Annotated in this window: 17 protein-coding genes, 1 pseudogene and 2 riboswitches; of the genes and pseudogenes, 5 read left to right on the top strand and 13 right to left on the bottom strand. The window is 39.2% G+C overall.

What is annotated here, in order from left to right; translation table 11 throughout:
* Window positions 1–53 precede the first annotated feature (53 nt).
* The gene (locus tag AAIB49_RS08355; protein WP_343457782.1) at window positions 54–1,280 is read right to left on the bottom strand and encodes an alpha/beta fold hydrolase; all 1,227 of its coding nucleotides are present in this window, start codon (window positions 1,278–1,280) and stop codon (window positions 54–56) included.
* A gap of 202 nt (window positions 1,281–1,482) precedes the next feature.
* Between AAIB49_RS08355 and AAIB49_RS08350 the strand changes: the two genes are divergently transcribed.
* Window positions 1,483–1,713, top strand: coding sequence for a hypothetical protein (locus tag AAIB49_RS08350; protein WP_343457781.1), 231 nt, complete (start codon window positions 1,483–1,485; stop codon window positions 1,711–1,713).
* Here AAIB49_RS08350 and AAIB49_RS08345 read toward each other — a convergent pair.
* On the bottom strand, window positions 1,710–2,294 hold the full coding sequence (locus AAIB49_RS08345; RefSeq protein ID WP_343457780.1) for a TetR/AcrR family transcriptional regulator: 585 nt from the start codon (window positions 2,292–2,294) through the stop codon (window positions 1,710–1,712). The two genes, AAIB49_RS08350 and AAIB49_RS08345, sit on opposite strands and share 4 nt — an antisense overlap.
* A gap of 152 nt (window positions 2,295–2,446) precedes the next feature.
* Between AAIB49_RS08345 and AAIB49_RS08340 the strand changes: the two genes are divergently transcribed.
* Window positions 2,447–3,208, top strand: a complete 762-nt coding sequence (locus AAIB49_RS08340; RefSeq protein ID WP_343457779.1) for an SDR family oxidoreductase — start codon at window positions 2,447–2,449, stop codon at window positions 3,206–3,208.
* Window positions 3,209–3,654: 446 nt separating this feature from the next.
* On the opposite strand, the pseudogene AAIB49_RS08335 reads toward AAIB49_RS08340, so the two are convergent.
* A pseudogene (locus AAIB49_RS08335) lies at window positions 3,655–4,609 on the bottom strand (ATP-grasp domain-containing protein).
* A 19-nt stretch (window positions 4,610–4,628) separates the two neighbouring features.
* Window positions 4,629–5,678: an LLM class flavin-dependent oxidoreductase gene (locus AAIB49_RS08330; protein WP_343457778.1), complete on the bottom strand. Its 1,050-nt coding sequence runs from the start codon at window positions 5,676–5,678 to the stop codon at window positions 4,629–4,631.
* Window positions 5,679–5,776: 98 nt separating this feature from the next.
* Window positions 5,777–5,884: riboswitch (SAM riboswitch) on the bottom strand.
* A gap of 122 nt (window positions 5,885–6,006) precedes the next feature.
* A riboswitch (SAM riboswitch) is annotated at window positions 6,007–6,116 on the top strand.
* Window positions 6,117–6,278: 162 nt separating this feature from the next.
* Here AAIB49_RS08330 and ssuE point away from each other — a divergent pair.
* The 3 genes from ssuE to AAIB49_RS08315 all read left to right on the top strand — a co-directional run bounded on the left by ssuE (window position 6,279) and on the right by AAIB49_RS08315 (window position 9,673).
* Window positions 6,279–6,821: an NADPH-dependent FMN reductase gene (ssuE, locus tag AAIB49_RS08325; RefSeq protein WP_339216333.1), complete on the top strand. Its 543-nt coding sequence runs from the start codon at window positions 6,279–6,281 to the stop codon at window positions 6,819–6,821.
* A gap of 60 nt (window positions 6,822–6,881) precedes the next feature.
* On the top strand, window positions 6,882–7,688 hold the full coding sequence (locus tag AAIB49_RS08320) for a YitT family protein (RefSeq protein WP_343457777.1): 807 nt from the start codon (window positions 6,882–6,884) through the stop codon (window positions 7,686–7,688).
* Between the two features lie 191 nt (window positions 7,689–7,879).
* On the top strand, window positions 7,880–9,673 hold the full coding sequence (locus AAIB49_RS08315; RefSeq protein WP_339217813.1) for a cation:proton antiporter: 1,794 nt from the start codon (window positions 7,880–7,882) through the stop codon (window positions 9,671–9,673).
* Window positions 9,674–9,687: 14 nt separating this feature from the next.
* Here AAIB49_RS08315 and AAIB49_RS19980 read toward each other — a convergent pair whose 3' ends face one another.
* From AAIB49_RS19980 to licT, 9 genes are all read right to left on the bottom strand, one after another.
* The gene (locus tag AAIB49_RS19980; protein WP_481857852.1) at window positions 9,688–10,623 is read right to left on the bottom strand and encodes a hypothetical protein; all 936 of its coding nucleotides are present in this window, start codon (window positions 10,621–10,623) and stop codon (window positions 9,688–9,690) included.
* Window positions 10,624–10,909: 286 nt separating this feature from the next.
* Entirely contained in the window at window positions 10,910–11,728 is an 819-nt protein-coding gene (locus tag AAIB49_RS08305) for a MerR family transcriptional regulator (protein WP_186869140.1), read from the bottom strand.
* Window positions 11,729–11,751: 23 nt separating this feature from the next.
* Window positions 11,752–13,119 (bottom strand): MATE family efflux transporter, encoded by a 1,368-nt coding sequence (locus tag AAIB49_RS08300; RefSeq protein ID WP_343457776.1) that lies wholly within the window; start codon window positions 13,117–13,119, stop codon window positions 11,752–11,754.
* A gap of 311 nt (window positions 13,120–13,430) precedes the next feature.
* Window positions 13,431–14,267, bottom strand: coding sequence for a Cof-type HAD-IIB family hydrolase (locus tag AAIB49_RS08295; protein ID WP_343457775.1), 837 nt, complete (start codon window positions 14,265–14,267; stop codon window positions 13,431–13,433).
* Between the two features lie 13 nt (window positions 14,268–14,280).
* Window positions 14,281–15,135, bottom strand: a complete 855-nt coding sequence (locus AAIB49_RS08290; RefSeq protein WP_343457774.1) for a Cof-type HAD-IIB family hydrolase — start codon at window positions 15,133–15,135, stop codon at window positions 14,281–14,283.
* Between the two features lie 73 nt (window positions 15,136–15,208).
* Window positions 15,209–16,636: a 6-phospho-beta-glucosidase gene (locus AAIB49_RS08285; protein WP_343457773.1), complete on the bottom strand. Its 1,428-nt coding sequence runs from the start codon at window positions 16,634–16,636 to the stop codon at window positions 15,209–15,211.
* Window positions 16,637–16,697: 61 nt separating this feature from the next.
* Window positions 16,698–18,131, bottom strand: a complete 1,434-nt coding sequence (locus AAIB49_RS08280) for a glycoside hydrolase family 1 protein (RefSeq protein WP_343457772.1) — start codon at window positions 18,129–18,131, stop codon at window positions 16,698–16,700.
* A gap of 68 nt (window positions 18,132–18,199) precedes the next feature.
* Window positions 18,200–20,104 carry a beta-glucoside-specific PTS transporter subunit IIABC gene (locus AAIB49_RS08275; protein WP_343457771.1) on the bottom strand — a complete coding sequence of 635 codons (1,905 nt, stop codon included), beginning with the start codon at window positions 20,102–20,104 and terminating at the stop codon, window positions 18,200–18,202.
* Window positions 20,105–20,352: 248 nt separating this feature from the next.
* Window positions 20,353–21,201: a BglG family transcription antiterminator LicT gene (gene licT / locus AAIB49_RS08270; protein ID WP_343457770.1), complete on the bottom strand. Its 849-nt coding sequence runs from the start codon at window positions 21,199–21,201 to the stop codon at window positions 20,353–20,355.
* Between the last annotated feature and the right edge of the window lie 102 nt (window positions 21,202–21,303).

The raw sequence follows: 21,303 nt of genomic DNA, 5'->3' as shown, positions 1-21,303 counted from the left end.
AGCGACTACATTAGCATAGAAAACTGACAGCCCTATAACGGCATTAAGAATATTCACTCCAACAAAAATTCCAGCACATCCCGATAAACAACCGCATTCTCCACCTCGTTCAACACCTCATGCTTCATCCTCGGATACACCTTACTCGTAATATGCTTATACCCCACTTTTCGCAAAGAACCTAAAGAATCCATCAACCCTTTCGCTCCACCTGTAATCGGATCCTCAGCCCCAACGATACTAAGAATCTTCAGCTCCGGATTCCTGCATTGATATTTGTGAAAGCGATGTAGCTCACGATCTGCGCTAAATACCGTTAAGGTGGCACTGTTTTGATATTCATAATTACACAAAGGATCAAGAAGATAATTCTCGATATTTTCCTCATTATAACTAAGCCAGGAATTGTCCTCGCTATTGCCACCCATATCACGGAGGATTTTACTATAGCCATGCCTACCAGAGAAAAACGAAAGCACGCTACCAATCATAAGAGCAAGGCTAACCCCTGGTACATAATTAGCGGTTCCACTTAATACTAGCTTCTTTATCTCATGATCATGCTCCTGCAGATAACATCTAGCAAAGATAGACCCAAGGGAATGACCAACTAAATAAACATCCTGATTAGGAAACCGCTCTTTCACATAGCGCGTAATAAGAAGCTGGTCTGCCACAATCTCTTCCACACCATTCATATACCCTAATGGATAATCCTTACTAACAGAATAACCATGCCCCCGTGTATCGGAAATAATGACAGTTAGCCCATGCCTAGCCAAATAGTTAGCAAAATCATAATACCGTTCCTTATGCTCGTTCGCACCATGAATGATTTGAACTATTGCTTTTGATTTCTTAGTATGTTCTTGCGGGGCGGGCGCATCTTCTTTTACTTTGGGCGTATGTATCCGGAGGGCAGGTGCATCTCCTTCCGCTTTGGGCTCATTCTCTCCCAGGACGGGCGCATCTTCTCTCACTTTGGGCTCATGTATCTGCTGGACGGGCGCATCTTCCTCCTCTTCGGGCTCATCTTCTCGCAGAACGGGCGCATCTTCTCTCACTTCGGGCCCATCCTCTCCCCGCACGGGCGCATCTTCTTCCACTTTGGGCTCATCCTCTCCCCGCACGGGCGCATCTTCTCTCACTTCGGGCTCATCCTCTCCCCACACGGCCACATATTCTCCCGAAGCAGGCTCATACTCCCGCAGACTAACTGCCTCAAACAACGCTACAGATAATTCTAGCCCATCCTCCGCGGTTAACTTAAATTCTTCCATCAGTTCATCTTCCTTATGACCGTAATAAGACATCCATCTATAGTATGAGAAGAGAATAATTACCTCATTCGTGGTAAACTAAAACACATCAATAACTCGGAGGAACAACAATGGAAATCTCATTAACCACATGGAAAGCATTAGTAGAAAAGAAACTAAATAAAAAGTCCTCATCAAGATGATTTGGAATGATGAGGAGAAAATGACCTTATTTATAACACCAAATATGAAAATTAACTCATTTCTTTACGACGAAAAAGAGGGCTATCTTTTTTATGATATTGCCGGAAACCTGGTCGATTACCCCATTCCGAGCTACCTACCAGAAAAAGATTTAGAGAATGGATACATCACCAAGCCAAGCTCCCTAACCATTAACCAACAGCCCTTGACCAAAGAAGATATGGAATTTTTAAAAACAAATATATCCTAACCCCGCCCTGCTCGAAACGGGCTATTAAGCGAGAGAATCATGATTAATTGTTCATTTAATTCTTCAGCGGATGATTGGTAATCCTGTCGATGCCATTCCATTAACAATCCGAGGATGGCATTGGACTGGTAGCTAATTAAATAATCGATATGTACTGTACTATCCGGTACTAGCTTTGACTGCTCAAGTGATTCTTGTATAAACGAACGAACCGTATCAAAAAGCAAATAATAATACATCATCGGAATCTGTCGGTCAAAGACAATTTGATAAAAGGATTGATATTTTTTCACATGATGGAAAATTTGGATCATGTCTGCACTCATTTTTTCTATGTTAAAACTTGTTTTAAGATACGGTTCCTCGTAAGCCCGTCTAAAATCATCCACAATCACTTCTAAATAGCGCTTAAATACTTCATGCACATCTTTGTAATGCGAATAGAATGTCCCACGATTAATCTGTGCTAAGCGGCATAACTCCGCTACCGAAATATCCTCTAAAGGCTTCTTTTTCAATAATTCCAACAAAGCATGGCGTAAACTTTCCTGCGTTTTGATCACTCTTAAATCATGTTTCAAATTTTTTCACCCCTAAAATCAACATATGCTTCCTAAAGTGTTGACTAATCAACGTTTTTCCGACTTTTCGTTGTTTGTTAATCACGAAGAGCTGTCGTATAATTTTACTGTACACATGTTCATTATTTTTGACAAGTATAGGAGGAGATTACATGAAATTAAAAGACAAAGTTGCCGTTGTAACTGGTGCAGCATCTGGAATGGGGAAGGCTATTGCAGAGCTTTATGCTAGTGAAGGTGCTAAAGTGATTGTTGCCGATCTAAACCTGGACGGTGCGGAAGCGGTTGTAAGCGGTATCAAAGAAAACAGTGGAGTAGCGAAGGCTATTCAAGTAAACGTCGCAAAACAAGAAGACATCGATAACATGATTGACACAGCAGTAAATGAATTTGGAACATTAGACATTTTAGTTAACAATGCTGGTATTATGGATGGCTTTGAACCTGTTGGCGATATTTTGGACGAGCGTTGGGATTTAATTTTCGACATTAATACGAAGGGTGTTATGCGTGCCATGCGCAAAGCCATTCCTATTTTCTTGGAAAAAGGAAAAGGCAACATCATCAACACCGCTTCAACAGGTGGCATGAATGGTGCCCATGCTGGTGCAACATACGGAGCCTCTAAACACGCGGTAATTGGTCTTACTAAAAATACCGGCTACATGTATGCACAAAAAGGCATCCGCTGTAATGCAATAGCTCCAGGTGCAGTGGAAACCAACATTTCTGCATCCATGAAAAACATTAACCCATTTGGAATGGAGCGCACCAAACCAGTCCAAGGTGTTATCCCACGCATTGGAAAACCTGAAGAAGTAGCACAAGTTGCATTATTCCTAGCATCCGACGAATCTAGCTTTGTAAATGGTACAGTCATCACCGCAGATGGTGGATGGACCGCAGCATTTTAATTCATTTATACATGGAAAGAAATCGCGCGAAGTTTTACTACTACTTCGCGCGAGATTCATTCCTTTTCGCGCGGGAATCACTTAAACTCGCGGCACTTTCTTCCCTTTTCGCGCGAACCTTATCCTATTTCGCGCCACATTCACTACCCCGCGCGATTTCTCCACAGGCTCGCGCTTTTTTTACTTCTCCCCGCGCGAACTCTACTTTCCGTTCTCAATCAAACTTACTCTCGCGCGACTTTCTACCCTTTTCGCGCGAGAAACCCTTTAACTCGCGACACTTTCTCCCATTTTCGCGCGACTCCCATCACCTTTCACGCCACATTCACTACCCCGCGCGATTTCACTCCAGGCTCGCGCTTTTTTCACTATTCCTCGCGCGACACTTATCCTTTCTCGCGCGAAATACACCTACACCCGCGCGAGCCCAAGCCTACCCACACACTCTACAAATCTACCAACTCCACAACCTTCGCCAATTCCTTCCCTAAATACTCTGCAACCGCAAGCATTCCATATACCCCACCGTTTGCTTCTGCTTCGCTATTATAATTTGTATTCGTATTAATATCATAGGTAAAAATATTGCCATCTTTATCCTCAATAAATTCAATTCCAGCGATATGAATGTGATTAGCTGCTAGTAGTTGTTCATATTTTTCGATGATCGGGTGGTTAAATCCTTCTCTTATCTGGAATTTTGCTGGTTGGGAGCTTTCTTCGCCTACTGGGCAGAAGAGATCATCTATTGTGCATGCGTCTGCCGGACATAGTTCAAAACCTTCTGACGTATCAACGCGAACGGCGTAGAGAAATTTCCCGCCAACAAATTCACAACGCGTGATATAGGATTCCGGGGACTCGATATAATCTTGAAGCAATGTGATACCATCGACTGGTTCTTCAAAGCTATCCCCGTCTAAATATTGCTCTAATGCCTCCACCGAAGTGAAAAGTTGTACACCAAGCCCTTTTCCTGCTCGGTTATGCTTGGTAATAAATTTCTTCCCTTCAAATGCCTTCGCTGCCTTTAAAATATCAGCTTTTCCAACTGCGGCAATCGTTCTCGGGGTCTTAATTCCGAATTTCTCAAGCTCCAAATATTGTAGGACCTTACTTATTTCTAGCTGGAGCACACGACTTCCATTAATGACGACCCTGCCATGATGCTCCAACCAGGAAAGAACCGCACTTGTTAATTCTGGGGCAAAGCGATGTCCCCTTGTATGGGAGGAGGCGCTCATACGGCTATAAAAAACTCCTTCAGGTGGAACGGAGGTAAGGTCCACCGTGCCATGTACTAGATTCCAATCTTCATAGGGTAAATCTAACTCTTCCAATCGCTTGAATAAATGCTCGGTCCATTCGGCTATTCTCATGTATCACATAAATTTTACTCATCATAAAAAACCCCCTGCTTCTAATTTGTTAATGCGGAGCGCAATTCTTCTACTTTAGGCATTACCTGTTTTGAGAATCGCTCTAATTCCTCTAGCTGTGGGGAGCATTGTAACAATAGTAAGTCTACCCCTACCTGCTCAAAGGCGATGATTTGTTTCGCGATTTGCTCCGGTGTGCCGATCAGATTTGGACGAATTCCTCGATTGGATACGGAATAATCCTGTAGTTGAATCTGCTGTTCCAGCTCTGATTTCGATGTAAAGTCTTTAAATCCTGCATATCCACTTAGGTCGTTTACGGTTGTGATTCGTTTTAATTCTTCCTGAGCTTCTTCCTCTGTATCACGACAAATGACGTAGGCTGCCATGCCAATTGTGCGGAAAGGCTCTCGTCCTGCTTCTTGTCTACGCTGTTTCATATCAGCAATCTTGGCTTGCGCCTCCTCCACTGTATGTCCATGGATGACATACGCATCACAAAGCGATGAAATGACTTGTTTCCCTTTCTCACTTTCGCCACCCGCATATAAAATTGGGTTTGGCCGTTGGACAGGTTTAGGGGAAAGCTTGGTGTTCTCTATTTGATAAAACTGGCCCTGATAGGAGAAGGTTTCCTCCGTCCATAATCCTTTCAAAATCTCAATAAACTCTGCTGTTCGGTCATATCTTTCATCATGTGCGGTAAAATCACCACCATATTGCTTCGCCTCCTCGGCCCACCAGCCAGAAACAACATTTAAGGTAAAGCGTCCATTACTAATATGGTCGATGTTTGCCGCCATTTTTGCTGTAACAGCTGGATTATGAAACACGGGACGAACCGCTGTCATGATCTCGATTTTTTCTGTTACGGCTGCTAAAGCTGCGGCTAGAGACCATGCCTCTAAGGAATCCTTGTCTGTGCCTTTAATATCATTCAAGTAAAGCTCCGCAATTAAGGTAGTATCATAGCCCCATTTTTCTGCTGATTGAATTACTTTCTTTGCATAGTCAAACGTTGGTGGCATCTTTTCATCCTCGACATTACGTAACCACCCGCCAAAAATCGGTAACCAAAATCCGTACTTCATAAAACTTCCTCCTCATCCACTTGTGTTCTATCTGTAAAACAAAAAAATCTCCTTCCCTAGATAGGAAAAGAGATGACGACTAAAAATAAGTATGCACTCTCCTATCTTCCAAGCAATTGCTTGATGGAATTGGCACAGTATTCTTATGAAAGAACCTGTTGCCGAGGCTTCAAAGGGCCATGTCCCTCCACCTCTCTTGATAAGATCAAAAATTATTTGATTATTTCCTCTATCATAAAGTAACCCTTTCCACCTTGTCAATCATTAATTCCTACTTGACTGATAGGAATTGTTCGAATAGAATATAACAATAATTGCACACCACTACTTCTTATCAAGAGAAGTCGAGGGACCAGGCCCGATGACGCTTCAGCAACCTCTGATATATCATGTCAGAAAGGTGCTAATTCCGACGAGATTATTCTTGGGAGATAAGAGATTACATACAACAATGTAAAATCCCTTTATTCTCATTAGAAGAATAAGGGATTTTTTTGCTGATAGTAAGTATATGCTAAGAAAAAACACATTCACGAAAAGGGCCGAATGTGCGTTTTCTAATGAATCAATGCAAGGAAATAGGAAAGGATGAGAATAGGAATGAGTGAGATTGTGATAATTTCTGGTAGTACTGCTACATTATCTGGCTCTGAGCAGGTATTACGTTATTTCGGGAGCCTATTACATGAGAGACAATTTTCAGTCACCCATATGTCGGTAAAGGATGTAGCCTATCAAGATCTTTTTGACATGAATATAAACAGTCCAAAAATAAAACAAATGACAGCATTAATCGAAAATGCCCACGGTATCCTGATTGGGTCACCTGTTTATAAGGGAGCTTATTCCGGGGTGTTAAAAGCATTCATTGATCTTCTGCCACAGGATGTGTTGAAGCATAAGCCAGTCCTTCCGATTATGACTGGTGGGAGTCCTTCCCATCTTTTAGCCCTCGAATATACACTGAAGCCACTATTAGCCACATTAAAGGCGCATAATTTAAAAGGCCTCTACCTATTGGATCAAACAATCAATAAACAGAGGGAAATACCAATAGTAGATGAGGAAACCATACAGCGAGCAAGAAAACAGCTTGATTATTTCTGTAAATTAGTAGTTCACAGGCAGACAACGCCCATTTAGATGATTCAGCAGAATTTTAACTAAAGATACTAATTTACATACACTAGGGAGAGTTACATCATGAAAAATATAATCGTCATCATCGGATCCTTTATTGTTGCATTTGCCTTTAATTTCTTTCTGGTCCCTTTTGGTATCTTAAGTAGTGGCGTTAGCGGGATAGCTATTTTGGTTGGGCTCATTACACCACTTGATATCGGAATTCTGACCTTTATCTTTAATTTACCGTTACTCTTATTGGGCTATGTTAAATTAGGGAAGAGGATTACCGTGAATACGTTGATTTGTGTCGTGTCCCTATCTTTCTTTTTATATATTTTACCGGTAGTTGCGATAACGGATGATATTTTGCTTTCAACCATCTTTGGAGGAATTATTGGTGGAATTGGAGTCGGTATCATACTGAAATATTCCGGAACCTCTGGTGGTCTGGACATTATCGCGATTATTATTTCCCGTAATAGTAATATTAGTGTAGGGCTACTGCTTACCGGAATGAATGGTATCATTGTCCTCTTATCTGGTGCTATCTTTAGCTGGGACATTGCATTATATACCCTTTTATCTATTTATTTGACCGGGAAAGTTATCGATGCGATTCACACCAGTCATATCAAACTGACCATGCAGATTGTGACATCAAAAGGAGATCAAATTAGAAAGGAATTACTGCAATCCGTTTATCGTGGGATTACGATTACGGAGGGATTCGGTGGTTATACAGAAGAAAAGAAACAAATTCTAATGATGGTCGTGACCCGTTATGAGACCGTGAAAATTAAAGAAATCGTTCGTCAACACGATGACAAAGCGTTTATTAACATCTTTCAAACCGTTGAAATTGATGGTGAATTTGCAAAGAACTAACGAAAGAACTCGTCTGCCCTGCTTCCTTTTCTATTTTCACCCTAATAGAAAAGGAATTTGGGGATAAGATGTTAGTAGTCGTATTCATTTTTCTATGTTAGCAAAAAAATAAAACATTACATTAGCTATTGAACGAAGCCAGTGATAAAATACGCTTATTCATTACATATAACATAAGAAGGTGACTAGATATTCATACAGAATTTGTACTCATTAGTATTGTTATTGTCATTTCACTCGGTATCTTATCACAATGGTTAGCCTGGAGAATTCAATGGCCATCTATTGTCATCATGTCTGTTGCCGGATTATTAATTGGTCCGGTATTCGGATTAATTAATCCGCAAGAAGCGCTTGGGAGTCTTTATAGTCCCATTATCTCGCTTGCAGTGGCATTAATTTTATTTGAAGGTAGTACAAGCTTAGATGTACGGGAATTAAAGGGGGTATCGAAGTCGGTATTCCGAATCGTCACGTTTGGTACTACGTTAGCCTGGATTGGTGGCTCCTTAGCTGCTCATTTCATTGCAGGACTTAGTTTAGAAATATCGTTTATTATTGGTGGCCTGTTTGTCGTAACAGGTCCTACCGTTATTATCCCTTTATTAAGACAAGCAAAATTAACCTCACGGGTATCTTCTGTCTTAAAGTGGGAAGGTATTATTGTTGATCCAATCGGGCCGTTGCTTGCCCTCTTTGCCTATGAGATTATTAAGATTACATCATTAGAATCGTTTAGCTTTCATAATTTTATTCCATTCTTTATTGACTCCCTTTTAGCGGTGGTAGTGGGGATTGTGATTGGAATAGTAGTAAGTTTTCTAGCAGGAAAAGGCTGGTTCCCTGAATACCTAAAGTCTCCTATCATCTTTTGTTTCGTGCTCATTTGCTTTACCATCGGAGAATCGATTATGCATGAAACTGGGATGCTGGCTGTTACGGTGATGGGATTAACACTCGCAAGAACGAAAAAATATGTTCACTCTATCAGTAGTGTGACCCATTTCATGGAGAACATTTCTGTCATGCTTACATCAACCGTGTTTATTTTACTTACGGCTTCCCTTACAAGAGAAACGATAGTTGATGTCTTCACATGGCCAATTATTGCCTTTGTACTTGTTATGTTGTTTGTCGTAAGGCCGTTTTCTATTTGGACTTCCACCATTGGTACAGAAATGACCTTAAAAGAAAGAGCACTAGTTGGGTGGATTGCACCGAGAGGGATTGTCGCACTGACGGTTTCAGGTTATTTTGCAGGAATACTGGTTGAGGATGGCTATTCCAATGCTACTATCTTAACACCATTAACCTTAGCACTAGTGTTGATCACGGTTTGTGCACATGGATTTTCAATTGGTCCAATCGCGAGAAAGCTAGGCTTGGCTAATAATGAATCAACTGGTGTCGTGATGGTTGGGGCTAGCAGTTTTTCCATTGCATTAGCCGCTCATTTAAAAGAGATGGGGACACCGGTATTAATTACCGATACGTCTAATACCCGGTTACACCAAGCAAGAACATTAGGGATAGAAACATATCATGGGGAAATTTTATCCGAGCAAAGCGAATTCGATATTGATATGACTCCGTATGATAGGATGCTAGCGATGACAGGCGATGTCGCATACAATGCACTCGTTTGCCAATCGTATATTCCAGAGTTTGGCTACCAAAATATCTTTGCCCTCCCTGCTAAAAGGCAGAATTCCAAAGGGGCAGAGCTCCCACCTTCTATTAAAGCCAACCTATTATTTGGCGAGGGAGAAAGCTTTACCGAATTAAACAAAAAGGTTAATATTGGCTATCAACTAAAGAATTTCTTTATTGAAGAGAAAAAGACTGTCCTTAAGGAAGACCTGCCATTTACAGGTACTCCATTATGTATTAAAAAGAAAAATGGCAACATTGTCTTGGTTACGTTGAAGGAAAAACTCACGCTCGATGAGGGGGATCAGCTTGTTGCTTTAGTGCTGGAGGAGTAATCCTCCAGCTTTTTTTATTCACTAACCTGTAGCAACTTGATGAGCTCCGCCACCTTTTCATCACTACCTGGGTCAATATACACTAATGCTGTATTGTCGATGATATCGGTATAGAATTTCTCACCTGCAGGGTACTGGCCATCCCAGCGTAAAGGAACATTGTATATATTAATCGTTCCATCTCCATTACCACTATACGTTACCGAACCATCCACTAAGCGAGAACCCGATAGCTGAATAACATCTTCTGGATAGCTAGCACTGGTCTCATCAATCGGGTTAATCGGTGTACCAGCTGGAATATAGTTAACATACAATCCATCAATATCCTGGTTAGGTCCAAGCTGCAACCAAACCCGAGCATATTCGATTTGTTCACTAGAGTATTGCGTTAGTACGCTATCCTGATTCCCTTCTTGTACATTACTATTCTCATAATCTTGTATTAACATAACCGAATTACTTCCATCATATGACACCCAATTAACGGAATCAATGTGAATCGTCTCGTCAATCGTAGGCATATCATCCATTATCTTCTCCGCCATAGCAAACATTTCTATTGTTCGTTCATCATCGACATTAGGCGAGCCATTTTTAAAAATAGCATCTATTTCTTGCCCAAATTCTTTCGTATCAGGAAGAATGTTAACGGTATAATTCGTCTTGTCCACCTCGGCATCTTCCCATGCTTCTGCTACATAATGTAGGTTTTCCATTGCATAATGCTCATTTAAGTAGCTTTCTACATCTAATGCACCGTCTGCCGAGTCAGGTGTCGATGTTGAGGCTTCTTCCTCACTTTCTGATTCATCGCTTGGATTGCTTTCTGTACCGACATTTTCATCCGAAGCAGCATGATGCTCCTCCTGATTTTCATCCTGTGCGGAACATGCACTAATCATAAACAATAAAGCCGCTAGCAGCACTAGCCAAAAAATTCTCTTCATTATGTATACTCCTCGTATGATTATTTTAGGCTATTCTTTATACTGGTTACGCTATCCATTACAGTTATAAAATGTAAAGAGAAATAGCCGACAATTGTAAGTATATCATCTATCCGTCTATTTGTTACCCGTATTCGTTATATTTAGATAGTTTTTCACTGTGGTTGGTTTCATTTCTACCCTAAAGGAGCAGTATGACAGCAAATCTACACCAAAAATAGTGTACGAATTTACTGTCATACTACCAACTTTTCTATAGCAATGATTCGTTTTAGTTTCGTTTCTACTAACTCTTTATCGGAACAGAAAGCTTTATTAAATACTTCTCAAACCCCTCAACAGATAACTCATCTAATAAGATATCCTCATAGAAATAATCTATTAGCATAAGATTATACTCCTTCGCGTAATCGACTAACCTGTTATAGGTTTGCTCAATCGTAGCATAACCTTCTGCATGATAAGCAACCAAATAATGTCCTCTTTCCATCTTCTGATTCGCATAGGTGGCCTCTTCCACTTTCGTATAAAGATAATCATACTGAACTGCATCACCGTTTAACACTTTCTCCACTCGAATCATCCACCCCTCCGTCGAGGATAAAATATTATTTTCCTCTAGATACGTATTGTGGCGCTGTATGGAGTCATAGAGACTTTTCTCATTTGTTAATGGCTTCGTGTCCGTTACCACAATAAATTGATCCTTCTCTCTGTATTCCATCGTAATTTCTGAAGTATTGACAGAGAGCGCATTTTTCGTGATCGCTATTTTTTCAGCTACTATTTTTTTCATTACTTCCAGCTGCTTGATTTTCGTATTTAGTACTTGCTCTTCCTTCTCCATTAAGTGAATTAACTTCTCTGGAGAACGTTTATCTAGATACTTTTTAATATCCTTTAGTGGCATATCTAATTCCTTAAGGGTCAAAATCACATTTAAAACATCCGATTGATATACAGAGTAGTACCGATATCCATTCGACGTCACGATTTCTGGAGAGAAAATCCCAATTTTATCATAATAAAATAACGTATCCTTATTCACATTCATTAATTTCGCAAATTGCCCGGTTGTTAAATGAATTTGTGGATTAATCTGCATAAAACATCATCCCCTCTATTCGATTAAACAAATTGATACCGGTTTTGATATCTCTTGATAAAGAACATACATACTAATACAGATAGAAACTCCGCTATAGGTAGGGCAATCCAAATTCCAGTAACACCAAAGAGTAATGGAAGCACCAGTAATCCAATTAGAACAAAGACTAACGTTCTTAGGAATGAGATAATCGCAGAAATCTTTCCATTTGAAAGTGCCGTAAATAACATCGAGGTAAAAATGTTTACTCCCATAAATAAAAAGCTAATACAAAAGATGTGAAAGCCCTCTATAGCAATCTGATACACATTGCCGTCCTTTTCCACCATCACTTCAATTAGAAATGGTCCTAACAAATAGGATAGTCCAACAATTACAACGGAGCAAATCACAATCACACGTAAACTGCTCTTCACAATAAACCGTAATTGCACGACATCTTGGCTCCCATACTTATAGCTGATAATTGGTGCAATGCCAACTGAATAGCCCATAAAGATAGGAGTTAGGAACATCATGACATAAAGCATGATCGTAATAGCTGCTACACCGTCTACCCCAATATAATGTAGCATTAATAGGTTAAACGCTAACACTACAACAGAAGATGAAAAGTTTGTCACCATTTCCGATGAACCATTGATACAGGTTTTCAAGAAAACCTTCCCATCTACCTTTGGCTTAACAAAATACAGACCACTTCCCTTGAAATAGCTAAAATATCCGATTCCGATTATTGCCGGAATCACGATACCAATTGCCGTGGCGAGTGCTGCACCTTCAACCCCCATATTCATTTTCACAATAAAAAGGTAATCTAGCACAATATTGGTTGACCCACCAATAAGGGTAATAACTAAGCTTAATTTTGGCCTTCCCGCGGTGACAAAAAAGTTTTCAAACATCATCTGGATAACTAGCAATGGACTAACCGCTAATAGAATCTTCGCATAGGCTAACGTATAATCAAAAAGCTGACTACTTGCGCCTGCCCCTAGAAGTTCTAGTAAAGGATGGATACATAATAATCCTAAGAACATGATCAATATTCCAATAGTAATTCCACAGAGTACAATAAATGTAAAATTACTTCTTGCCTCCTGGTAGTTATTCTCGCCCATTTTCTTAGCAATAATGGCACTTCCTCCAGTACCGATCATTAAAGCAATAGCAAATATAACGGTATAAATTGGCATAAATATATTAATAGCTGATAAGGCAGTTGCATTGACATAACGTGCAACAAAAATGCCATCGACCAGCGTATAAATAGAAACAAATAGCATAACTGCAATCGTTGGAGCTGCGAATGCGAGTAATGATTTCCGTGTGTATTGTTTTTCTAACCCTCTTGTCATTTCCATATAAGTCCCTTCCTTCCATTTCATCACTATGGATATCCTAAAGTATGGAGTAACCCCATAGTCAAGAGGGGGTGAGATGTGCTTACGGTTTAGGGAGACATGCTAGAGGGGAGAGATGGCTACTTGATAGATTCATTCTTATAAATTTTTCATCCAGATCAATCGAGGATACTTACCTATTTATTAGTGCCTAAAACGGAAAAAGCACGAAAGAAAAACAGCACCTCCCGTTTGTGTAAAACAACTGGAAGTGCCACTAACTACTTCTTTTACTTCAGTATAATATCGCTTTTTCGCTTTATAATACCCTTTTCTTAGAAATCACACGAGCCGTGCTAAATCAATCCATATTTCCTAAAACTATTAAAAATACCATGATCATCATGTGTATCCGTAATATCATCTGCTGCTTGCTTTAGAGCTTCTTTCGCATTTCCCATGGCAATTCCATGCTGAACGAATTCAATCATTTCTAAATCATTCATGCCATCACCATAGCCAAATGTATCGTTTCTATCTAAATTTAAATACTCTAGTACTGTTGCGATGGCTGTCGCCTTATTAATGCCTGGGACCGATAATTCGCCACTATTCCGTCCAAACACAGGAACCGTACTCGATAAGACAGTGAATTTCGTACCGAATTCCTTTCTAATAGTATCGATAGGAATAGCAGAACCTAGAAATGAAATCTTATTAATGTCCTCACGAATTAGATTTTCCCCTTCAATTAGTGCATGATAAAAGGGACGTATCCCTTTTTCTACTTCTTCCTTTGCATCAGGATTATCGATGAGGATTTCTTCAATAATCGTCTCAAGATGTTGCTTACAGTGCTTACTAGCAAATAAGCCACCATTTGATTCTAGGTAAAAGTCAATCTTGTGTTCATTAAAATAGTTTACGAGATGTGTGACATCCTCTCTTGCTACTGTTTTATGAAAAATGACCTGCTCCCCTATTTCAATATAGCCACCAGCAGCCCCTATAATCCCATCAAATCCAACTTCTAGTATTTCGGTGAAAAGCTCAGCTTTCGACCGACCAGTACAAATAAAAACAAGATGCCCATTCTTCCGAGCCTGTTGTACAGCAAGCTTGGCCGTTTCTGGAATAACACCGTTATCATTAACCAAGGTTCCATCAATATCCATAAAAATAATTTTCCTCATTTTATCAACCCTTCTAGTTACCTAACACATACTTATTCAGGGCGAAAGCAACCCCATTTTCGTCATTCGTTAGCGTAATAACGTCACTATGCTTTTTCACTTCGTCACTCGCATTTCCCATGGCAACTGCTAGACCAGCAGTCTGAAACATCGAAATGTCATTACTTTCATCCCCAATCGCTACTGTATCTTCTAGTGGAATTTCAAAATATGTTGCCATATAGCTTAGCGCATTTCCCTTACTAGCGTGACGATGCATGATATCGAAGTATAAAGAAGTAGAAGCAATCGAAATATCATCTAGCTTATGGAGAAACGTTTCGATTCTCTCTTTTTGGTGCACATCTAGTGTAATGCCGAAAAATTTTAGTATCGTATTGGTCTCGTCCTTTATCAAATCCTCGATTTGCTTGAAATGTTTATGCCCGTATTCAAGGGGGAAGGTTTTGATTAATTCTAGATCGAATCCATCGTCAACATCATGTTTTCGTGTACTTGAAGAAAACATACTTTCTAATCGCTGCTCCCAGTCCAAAGGAGCAAACACACCCTTCTGTGTAGAAATCGTATAGGGAATGTATTCTTTATCTAGTTCCTTTGCTATTTTATAGCATTGTTCTGGTTGCAGCTTGACCAAGTTAACTAGTTGACCGTCAATGTATAGAGACGCGCCATTGTTAGCTCCGACATGGCAATGTAAACCATACTTTTCCAAACTAGGAAAAATCTCATTTGGTGCACGCCCTGATAGAACCATCACAATATGTCCTTGTTGTTGTGCCATTTGGATTGCTTTTCTATTCTCTTCACTAATATCCTTTTTCGAGTTAAACGTCGTTCCATCTAAATCAAGTGCAATTAATTTCACGTAAAAATCCCCTTTAAAAAATGGATAAGATTCCCTATACATGATAGGGGTCTTATCCGTTTATACTACCTGCTTATAGCTCTTCTCCATTTGTCTTGATCACTTGCTTATACCAATCAAAGCTTTTCTTCTTGGTACGTTTTAATGTTCCATTCCCATCATTATCACGGTCTACATAAATATAGCCGTAGCGTTTTTTCATTTCACCTGTGGAGGCACTAACAATGTCAATTGGTCCCCAGCTCGTATAACCAAGGATATCGACACCATCTTGAATCGCTTCTTTCAACTCTTTTAAATGCGCTTGTAAATATTGAATACGATAGTCATCGATAACTTCCCCATTCTCATTCGGTACATCTACTGCACCTAGTCCATTCTCGACGACAAATAATGGCTTTTGATAACGATCATATAATTGGTTAGCGGTAATACGAAGTCCTTTCGGGTCAATTGTCCATCCCCATTCTGAAGTTTCTAAGTAAGGATTTTTAATTGAGCCAAATACATTTCCACTTGTTTGATTTTCTTGAACCTTTGGATCAGTACTAGTGACACGACTTGAATAATAACTAAAGCCAATATAATCGACTGTATTTTCTTTTAGAATGTTTGCATCATTTTCTTTCATTTCTAGTTCAATTCCATTCTCCTGGAAGAAGCGTTTAGCATATCCTGGGTATTCCCCTCTTGACTGTACATCGATAAAGAAGAAGGATTCACGGTCTTTATCCATCGCATCCATTACATCATCCGGATTACTAGAATATGGATAAGTCATCCCAGCAGCTAGCATACATCCGATCATGGCATCTGGAATAATTTCATGGCCAGCTTTTACTGCTAGAGCACTTGCCACAAGCTGATGATGTGCTGCTTGATATTTGATTTGTTGCTCATTTTCGCCTTCTTCAAATACTAGTCCAGCACCTACAAATGGTAAATGGAGTAGCATATTAATTTCGTTAAAGGTTAACCAATATTTCACTTTATCTTTGTAACGAGTAAATACGGTTCTCGCATATGTTTCAAAAAGATCTACCAATTTGCGATTTCTCCAGCTACCGTATTCTTTTACTAGATTAACAGGAACATCAAAGTGAGCAAGTGTTACTAGTGGCTCAATATTGTATTTCTTTAATTCATCAAATACATCATCATAAAATTGCAGTCCTGCTTCATTCGGCTCGGTGTCATCACCATTTGGGAAGATTCGAGCCCATGAGATGGATAAACGCAATGTCTTAAATCCCATTTCTGCAAATAGTGCAATGTCCTCTTTGTAACGATGGTAAAAATTAATTGCCTCATGGGATGGATAGAATTCGTTCTCTAGAGGTTCGTATGAAGGAAGCTTTCCTAGCATTACAGGAAAACGTTTATCTCCAGTTGGGAGTAAATCGACTGTTGTTAATCCTTTCCCATCCTCTAAATAAGCACCTTCTGTTTGGTTCGCTGCAATAGCGCCACCCCATAAAAATCCTTTTGGAAATCCAGACATATCTTTTCTCCTCCTTATAGTCAATCAGAGAGAGGAAAACCCCTCCCTGACTTTAGTATTTTTATAGGTTTTCTCCATTAGAACTAATGACATCTTTATACCAGAAGAATGATTTCTTACGTTTACGTTCTAGTGTACCACTACCATCATCATGCTTATCTACATAAATGAATCCATAACGCTTCGAATATTCCCCTGATGATGCACTTACTAAGTCAATACAGCCCCAGCTTGTATATCCTATTAAGTCAACACCATCTTCAATTGCTTCGCCCATTTGCTCAATATGCTCGCGAAGATAATCGATACGGTAATCATCTTGGATTGATCCGTCCTCTTCTACTTTGTCATAAGCACCTAATCCATTTTCCACAACCATGAGTGGTTTTTGGTAACGGCCATATAGCTCATTTAAAGCAACTCTTAAGCCAACAGGATCAATTTCCCATCCCCAGTCACTTGCTTTTAAGAATGGATTTTTCACGCCACCGATTAAGTTACCTGCACCTAGCTCTTCTGGTGTTTTCTCTTTTTTATCCGTACGAGACATGTAGTAGCTGAAGGAGATGAAATCTACTGTTCCTTCTTTAATTGTTTCTAAATCACCTTCGTGAATATCTAGTTCAATATTATTCTCTTTGAAATAACGCTTAGCAAAGTAAGGATATTCCCCGCGAACCTGAACATCTCCGCAGAAGAAATTAAAGATATCCGATTCTTGTCTAGCATGCATGACATTATTCGGATTCGAATCAAATGAGTAAACAGGAGCATATAGTAGCATACACCCGATTTGTGATTCTGGAATAATTTCATGTCCAATTTTTACAGCTTGTGCACTTGCCACGAATTGGTGGTGTAAGCCTTGGAAGCTATCTTGTAAGCGTGTTTCTTCACTTTCCGGAGAGAAACCAAGTCCAAATAATGGCATATGGGTTGCACCATTGATTTCATTAAATGTTAACCAATACTTAACTTTATCCTTATAGCGAGTAAAGATTGTTCTTACATAACGCTCAAAGAAACCAATCAATTTACGATTTCTCCAGCCGCCATATTCTTTAATCAAATGTAGTGGTGTTTCATAATGGGCAATCGTTACTAAAGGTTCAATTCCATGCTTATTTAGCTCGTCGAATACACGGTCATAAAATGCTAAGCCTTCCTCACTTGGTTCTAATTCATCCCCATTAGGGAAGATACGACTCCAGGCAATACTCATACGGAATACTTTAAAGCCCATTTCAGCAAACAATGCGATATCCTCTTTATAACGGTGATAGAAATCTATTCCTTCATGATTCGGATACGTATATGTTGATTTATCAATTTCAAAGTCAAAACCTGTTTGAGAAAGTAGTTGTAATCTCGCTTTTCCTCCTGGTAAAACATCTGCTAGATTTAACCCTTTTCCACCTTCTTGATAGGCACCTTCTAATTGGTTCGCTGCTGTAGCGCCACCCCATAAAAATCCTTTTGGAAATTGTTTCGTCATTTTGTACTCCTCCTTCATCATGTATAGACCTGGCATTCGTCTACTAGTGGCGAATGCCAGAACTGTTATTACTTAGGTGTTACTTCTAATAATGGATCTTGTGATTGAATCTTATCTGCTTCTACTAGTGTAATCTCATAGTCATATTGATTGGTTACTACAACTGGTGTTGTTAAAGCAAAACCTGCTTCTTTAATAGCATTAGCATCAAATTCGATTAATAATTGTCCCTTTTCTACACGGTTACCTTGTGTGGTGTGGGCAGTGAAATATTTACCTTCTAATTGAACAGTATCCATTCCAATGTGTACTAAGATTTCTGCTCCACCATCTGTTGTAATACCTATCGCATGATTCGTTGGGAATAATGCGGAAACCGTACCAGATACAGGTGCAAATAACTTACCTTCTGTTGGCTCAATCGCTACCCCTTTACCTAATGCTCCAGATGCAAAGGCAGCATCTTGAATATCTGCTAAGTTTTTTACTTCCCCATTTAAAGGACTTACAATAGATTCACTTTTACGGTTAATTATCGTAGTATTTCCTTTTTCTGTTGGTGCTTCGTCTTGATTTTTATTAATTCCTCCGAAGAAGAATGTTAATACGAAAGCTAGAACTAATCCTACTACAGCCGCGATAATTGCGCCAATCAGTGACATATCAATACCGTCTGGGGATATGAAACTAGGAATTTGGAAAATCCCTAAACCACCCATCACATAACCTACTGAACCGAAGAACCCTAACATTGCTCCACCAATTGCAGATGAGATTAAGGTAAAGATAAATGGTTTTTTAAGTGGTAATGCAATACCATACATAGCCGGTTCTGTTACACCAAATATAGAAGAAATCAATGCTGGTGCACTTAGTGTTTTCGTATTAGAATTTTTTGTTTTAATCCAAACTGCTAGGATTGCCCCTGCTAGTGCAAAGGAGTGAACAAATATTAACGCTAAAATTGGATCCCAGCCTTGGCTAGTAAAGTTGTTAATTCCAATTGGAACAAGTCCCCAATGAAGACCAAACATAACAAATACTAACCAGAATCCACCAAGGAATGCCCCTGCAATAATTGGGCTTAAATCATAGACCCAAATTGTTGCTTGACCAAGTAATTGACTTGCCCATGTTGCGATAGGTCCAATAATTATGAATGTTAGTGGAATGATAATCAATAGTGTAAACATTGGAACAAGGAACATTTTTACTACGTCTGGAATGACTCTTGCAAAGAATTTTTCTAGCTTAGCTGCGAAAAATGCTGAAAGGATAATTGGAATAACAGACATCGAATACGTCATTAAGATTACTGGAATTCCAAAGAACTCAATATAAACTGGTGATTCAAACATAGAACCTGCGAACAAGGTGTATAATGGCTCACCAGCGTTTGGAATTGCTTCCAGTGCAGGATATACAAGTGCCATTGCAATAACCATTCCTAAGAACGGTGTTCCACCAAACTTCTTCATTGCCGTATAACCTAGTAAGATCGGTAAGAAGTAAAATAGTGCATCACCTATAGCATTTAAAATCTCATAAGTTCCACCTTGTTCATCAAGCCAACCAATTGCTACAAACAAAGCATTGAAACCTTTAATCATACCGGAAGCTGCTAACACACCAAGAATTGGCGTAAAGATTCCAGAAATCATATCGATAAATCGGTTGAATAGACTCCCTTTCTCCCCACTGTCTGCCTCAACTGGCTGTGCAGAATCAAATCCACCTACAGCTACTACAGATTTATACACATCAGGCACATGATTTCCTATCACGACCTGATACTGGCCACCGCTTTTCATAACGGTTACGACACCATCCATATTTTTCAACACATCTGTATTCGCTTTCTTTTCATCTTTTAATTTAAAGCGAAGTCTTGTAATACAATGTACGACACTGTTAACGTTTTCTTTTCCACCAACGTTAGCAATAATGTCTTTTGCCAATTGTTCGTATTTCATAATCGGCCACCTTCTCTTTCCCCTATTTTATTTTTGAAACTTCGGAATGTTCAATTTTATTTTGGTAAATAAAAAACCTGAACTAATTTGAAAACACGCATAGCTATCGTGTGTATCAAATTAATTCAGGTTATGCCCAAAATAGGTAACATTCCTAAAATTATTATTAAATTAGTGTTAATTAATTAACAATTACAATTTACCATGACTTTTAACCTAAGTCAACCATTTTTTAAACGTTTTCATAGTTAGCCATTTTTTTGGCGATACGTAACACGGTGAATATGTACGGTTAAGTACATTTCTTCATCCTTCGATATTTCCCAATTAAATTCACTTTGAAGATAGGTTGCTATTTTTCTTGTGCATTGGTAAGCTTTCACATACTTTTGACGGATTTGTTCCACAAAGAAGTCATCAACAGTATCTTCCGTCTTTTCTTTCCGAATAAAGCGGATGGAGAAGTATCTTAAATGCGTAAGAAAGCGTTCATAGTTAATGGAGTCCTCATCTAATTCCATTTGATAGGTATATTTCACAATATTAAGAATATTATTGACCATCTCCGTTACAAGGATAGCAGTTTCCATATTTTCTCCGGAAATTTCGCTATTAACTAAGTGCAAGGCAATCGACGCTGCCTCATCTTCATCCAGACGTATCTTCGTTTCTTCTTCAATAAAATCAATTGCCTTTAAACCGATTTCATATTCTTGCTTATAATTTTTACGAATTTCGTATAATAAAGCATTTTTTAAACGTATCCCTTGCTTATGGCGACTAATCGCAAAGCTTATATGGTCGGTTAAGGCAACATACAAATATTCGTCCAGGTTATATGGGAGTTTAGACTGGGCATATTGCAATATTTCATATGCAATGTCCAAGTATTTTTCTGATGTATGCTTTAACAATTGATCTAGCTTCTCGGAAATACCTGTGTTCTGAAGTACAAAGGTTTTTTCAACTTTTGACGGATCAATGGATTGACCGACCTTTTTCTGAAAAGCAAGTCCTTTGCCCATCACGACCAATTCTTCCTTCTGGTCATTTTCCGTTATCACGACATTATTATTCAATACTTTTGTAATTTTCATCGAAACTATGACTCCTTAATGAGATAGCATAATTGATTTTTACCATACATCAAAGTTATTAGTCAAAGCAAATGATATGGCACTCATAATAGAAAAAGTGCT

It is taken from the genome of Ornithinibacillus proteolyticus, assembly GCF_039581225.1.
GTDB classification, from domain to species: domain Bacteria; phylum Bacillota; class Bacilli; order Bacillales; family Amphibacillaceae; genus Ornithinibacillus; species Ornithinibacillus massiliensis.
The sequence above is the reverse complement of the archived record's forward strand: the minus strand, read 5'-3'. Positions and strand labels throughout refer to the sequence as shown.

Coding starts and splice junctions, on each gene's coding strand:
- AAIB49_RS08355 (WP_343457782.1), bottom strand. CDS start 1,280: ATGGAAGAATTTAAGTTAACCGCGGAGGATGGGCTAGAATTATCTGTA.
- AAIB49_RS08350 (WP_343457781.1), top strand. CDS start 1,483: ATGACCTTATTTATAACACCAAATATGAAAATTAACTCATTTCTTTAC.
- AAIB49_RS08340 (WP_343457779.1), top strand. CDS start 2,447: ATGAAATTAAAAGACAAAGTTGCCGTTGTAACTGGTGCAGCATCTGGA.
- AAIB49_RS08330 (WP_343457778.1), bottom strand. CDS start 5,678: ATGAAGTACGGATTTTGGTTACCGATTTTTGGCGGGTGGTTACGTAAT.
- ssuE (WP_339216333.1), top strand. CDS start 6,279: ATGAGTGAGATTGTGATAATTTCTGGTAGTACTGCTACATTATCTGGC.
- AAIB49_RS08320 (WP_343457777.1), top strand. CDS start 6,882: ATGAAAAATATAATCGTCATCATCGGATCCTTTATTGTTGCATTTGCC.
- AAIB49_RS19980 (WP_481857852.1), bottom strand. CDS start 10,623: ATGAAGAGAATTTTTTGGCTAGTGCTGCTAGCGGCTTTATTGTTTATG.
- AAIB49_RS08305 (WP_186869140.1), bottom strand. CDS start 11,728: ATGCAGATTAATCCACAAATTCATTTAACAACCGGGCAATTTGCGAAA.
- AAIB49_RS08300 (WP_343457776.1), bottom strand. CDS start 13,119: ATGAAATGGAAGGAAGGGACTTATATGGAAATGACAAGAGGGTTAGAA.
- AAIB49_RS08295 (WP_343457775.1), bottom strand. CDS start 14,267: ATGAGGAAAATTATTTTTATGGATATTGATGGAACCTTGGTTAATGAT.
- AAIB49_RS08285 (WP_343457773.1), bottom strand. CDS start 16,636: ATGTCTGGATTTCCAAAAGGATTTTTATGGGGTGGCGCTATTGCAGCG.
- AAIB49_RS08280 (WP_343457772.1), bottom strand. CDS start 18,131: ATGACGAAACAATTTCCAAAAGGATTTTTATGGGGTGGCGCTACAGCA.
- AAIB49_RS08275 (WP_343457771.1), bottom strand. CDS start 20,104: ATGAAATACGAACAATTGGCAAAAGACATTATTGCTAACGTTGGTGGA.
- licT (WP_343457770.1), bottom strand. CDS start 21,201: ATGAAAATTACAAAAGTATTGAATAATAATGTCGTGATAACGGAAAAT.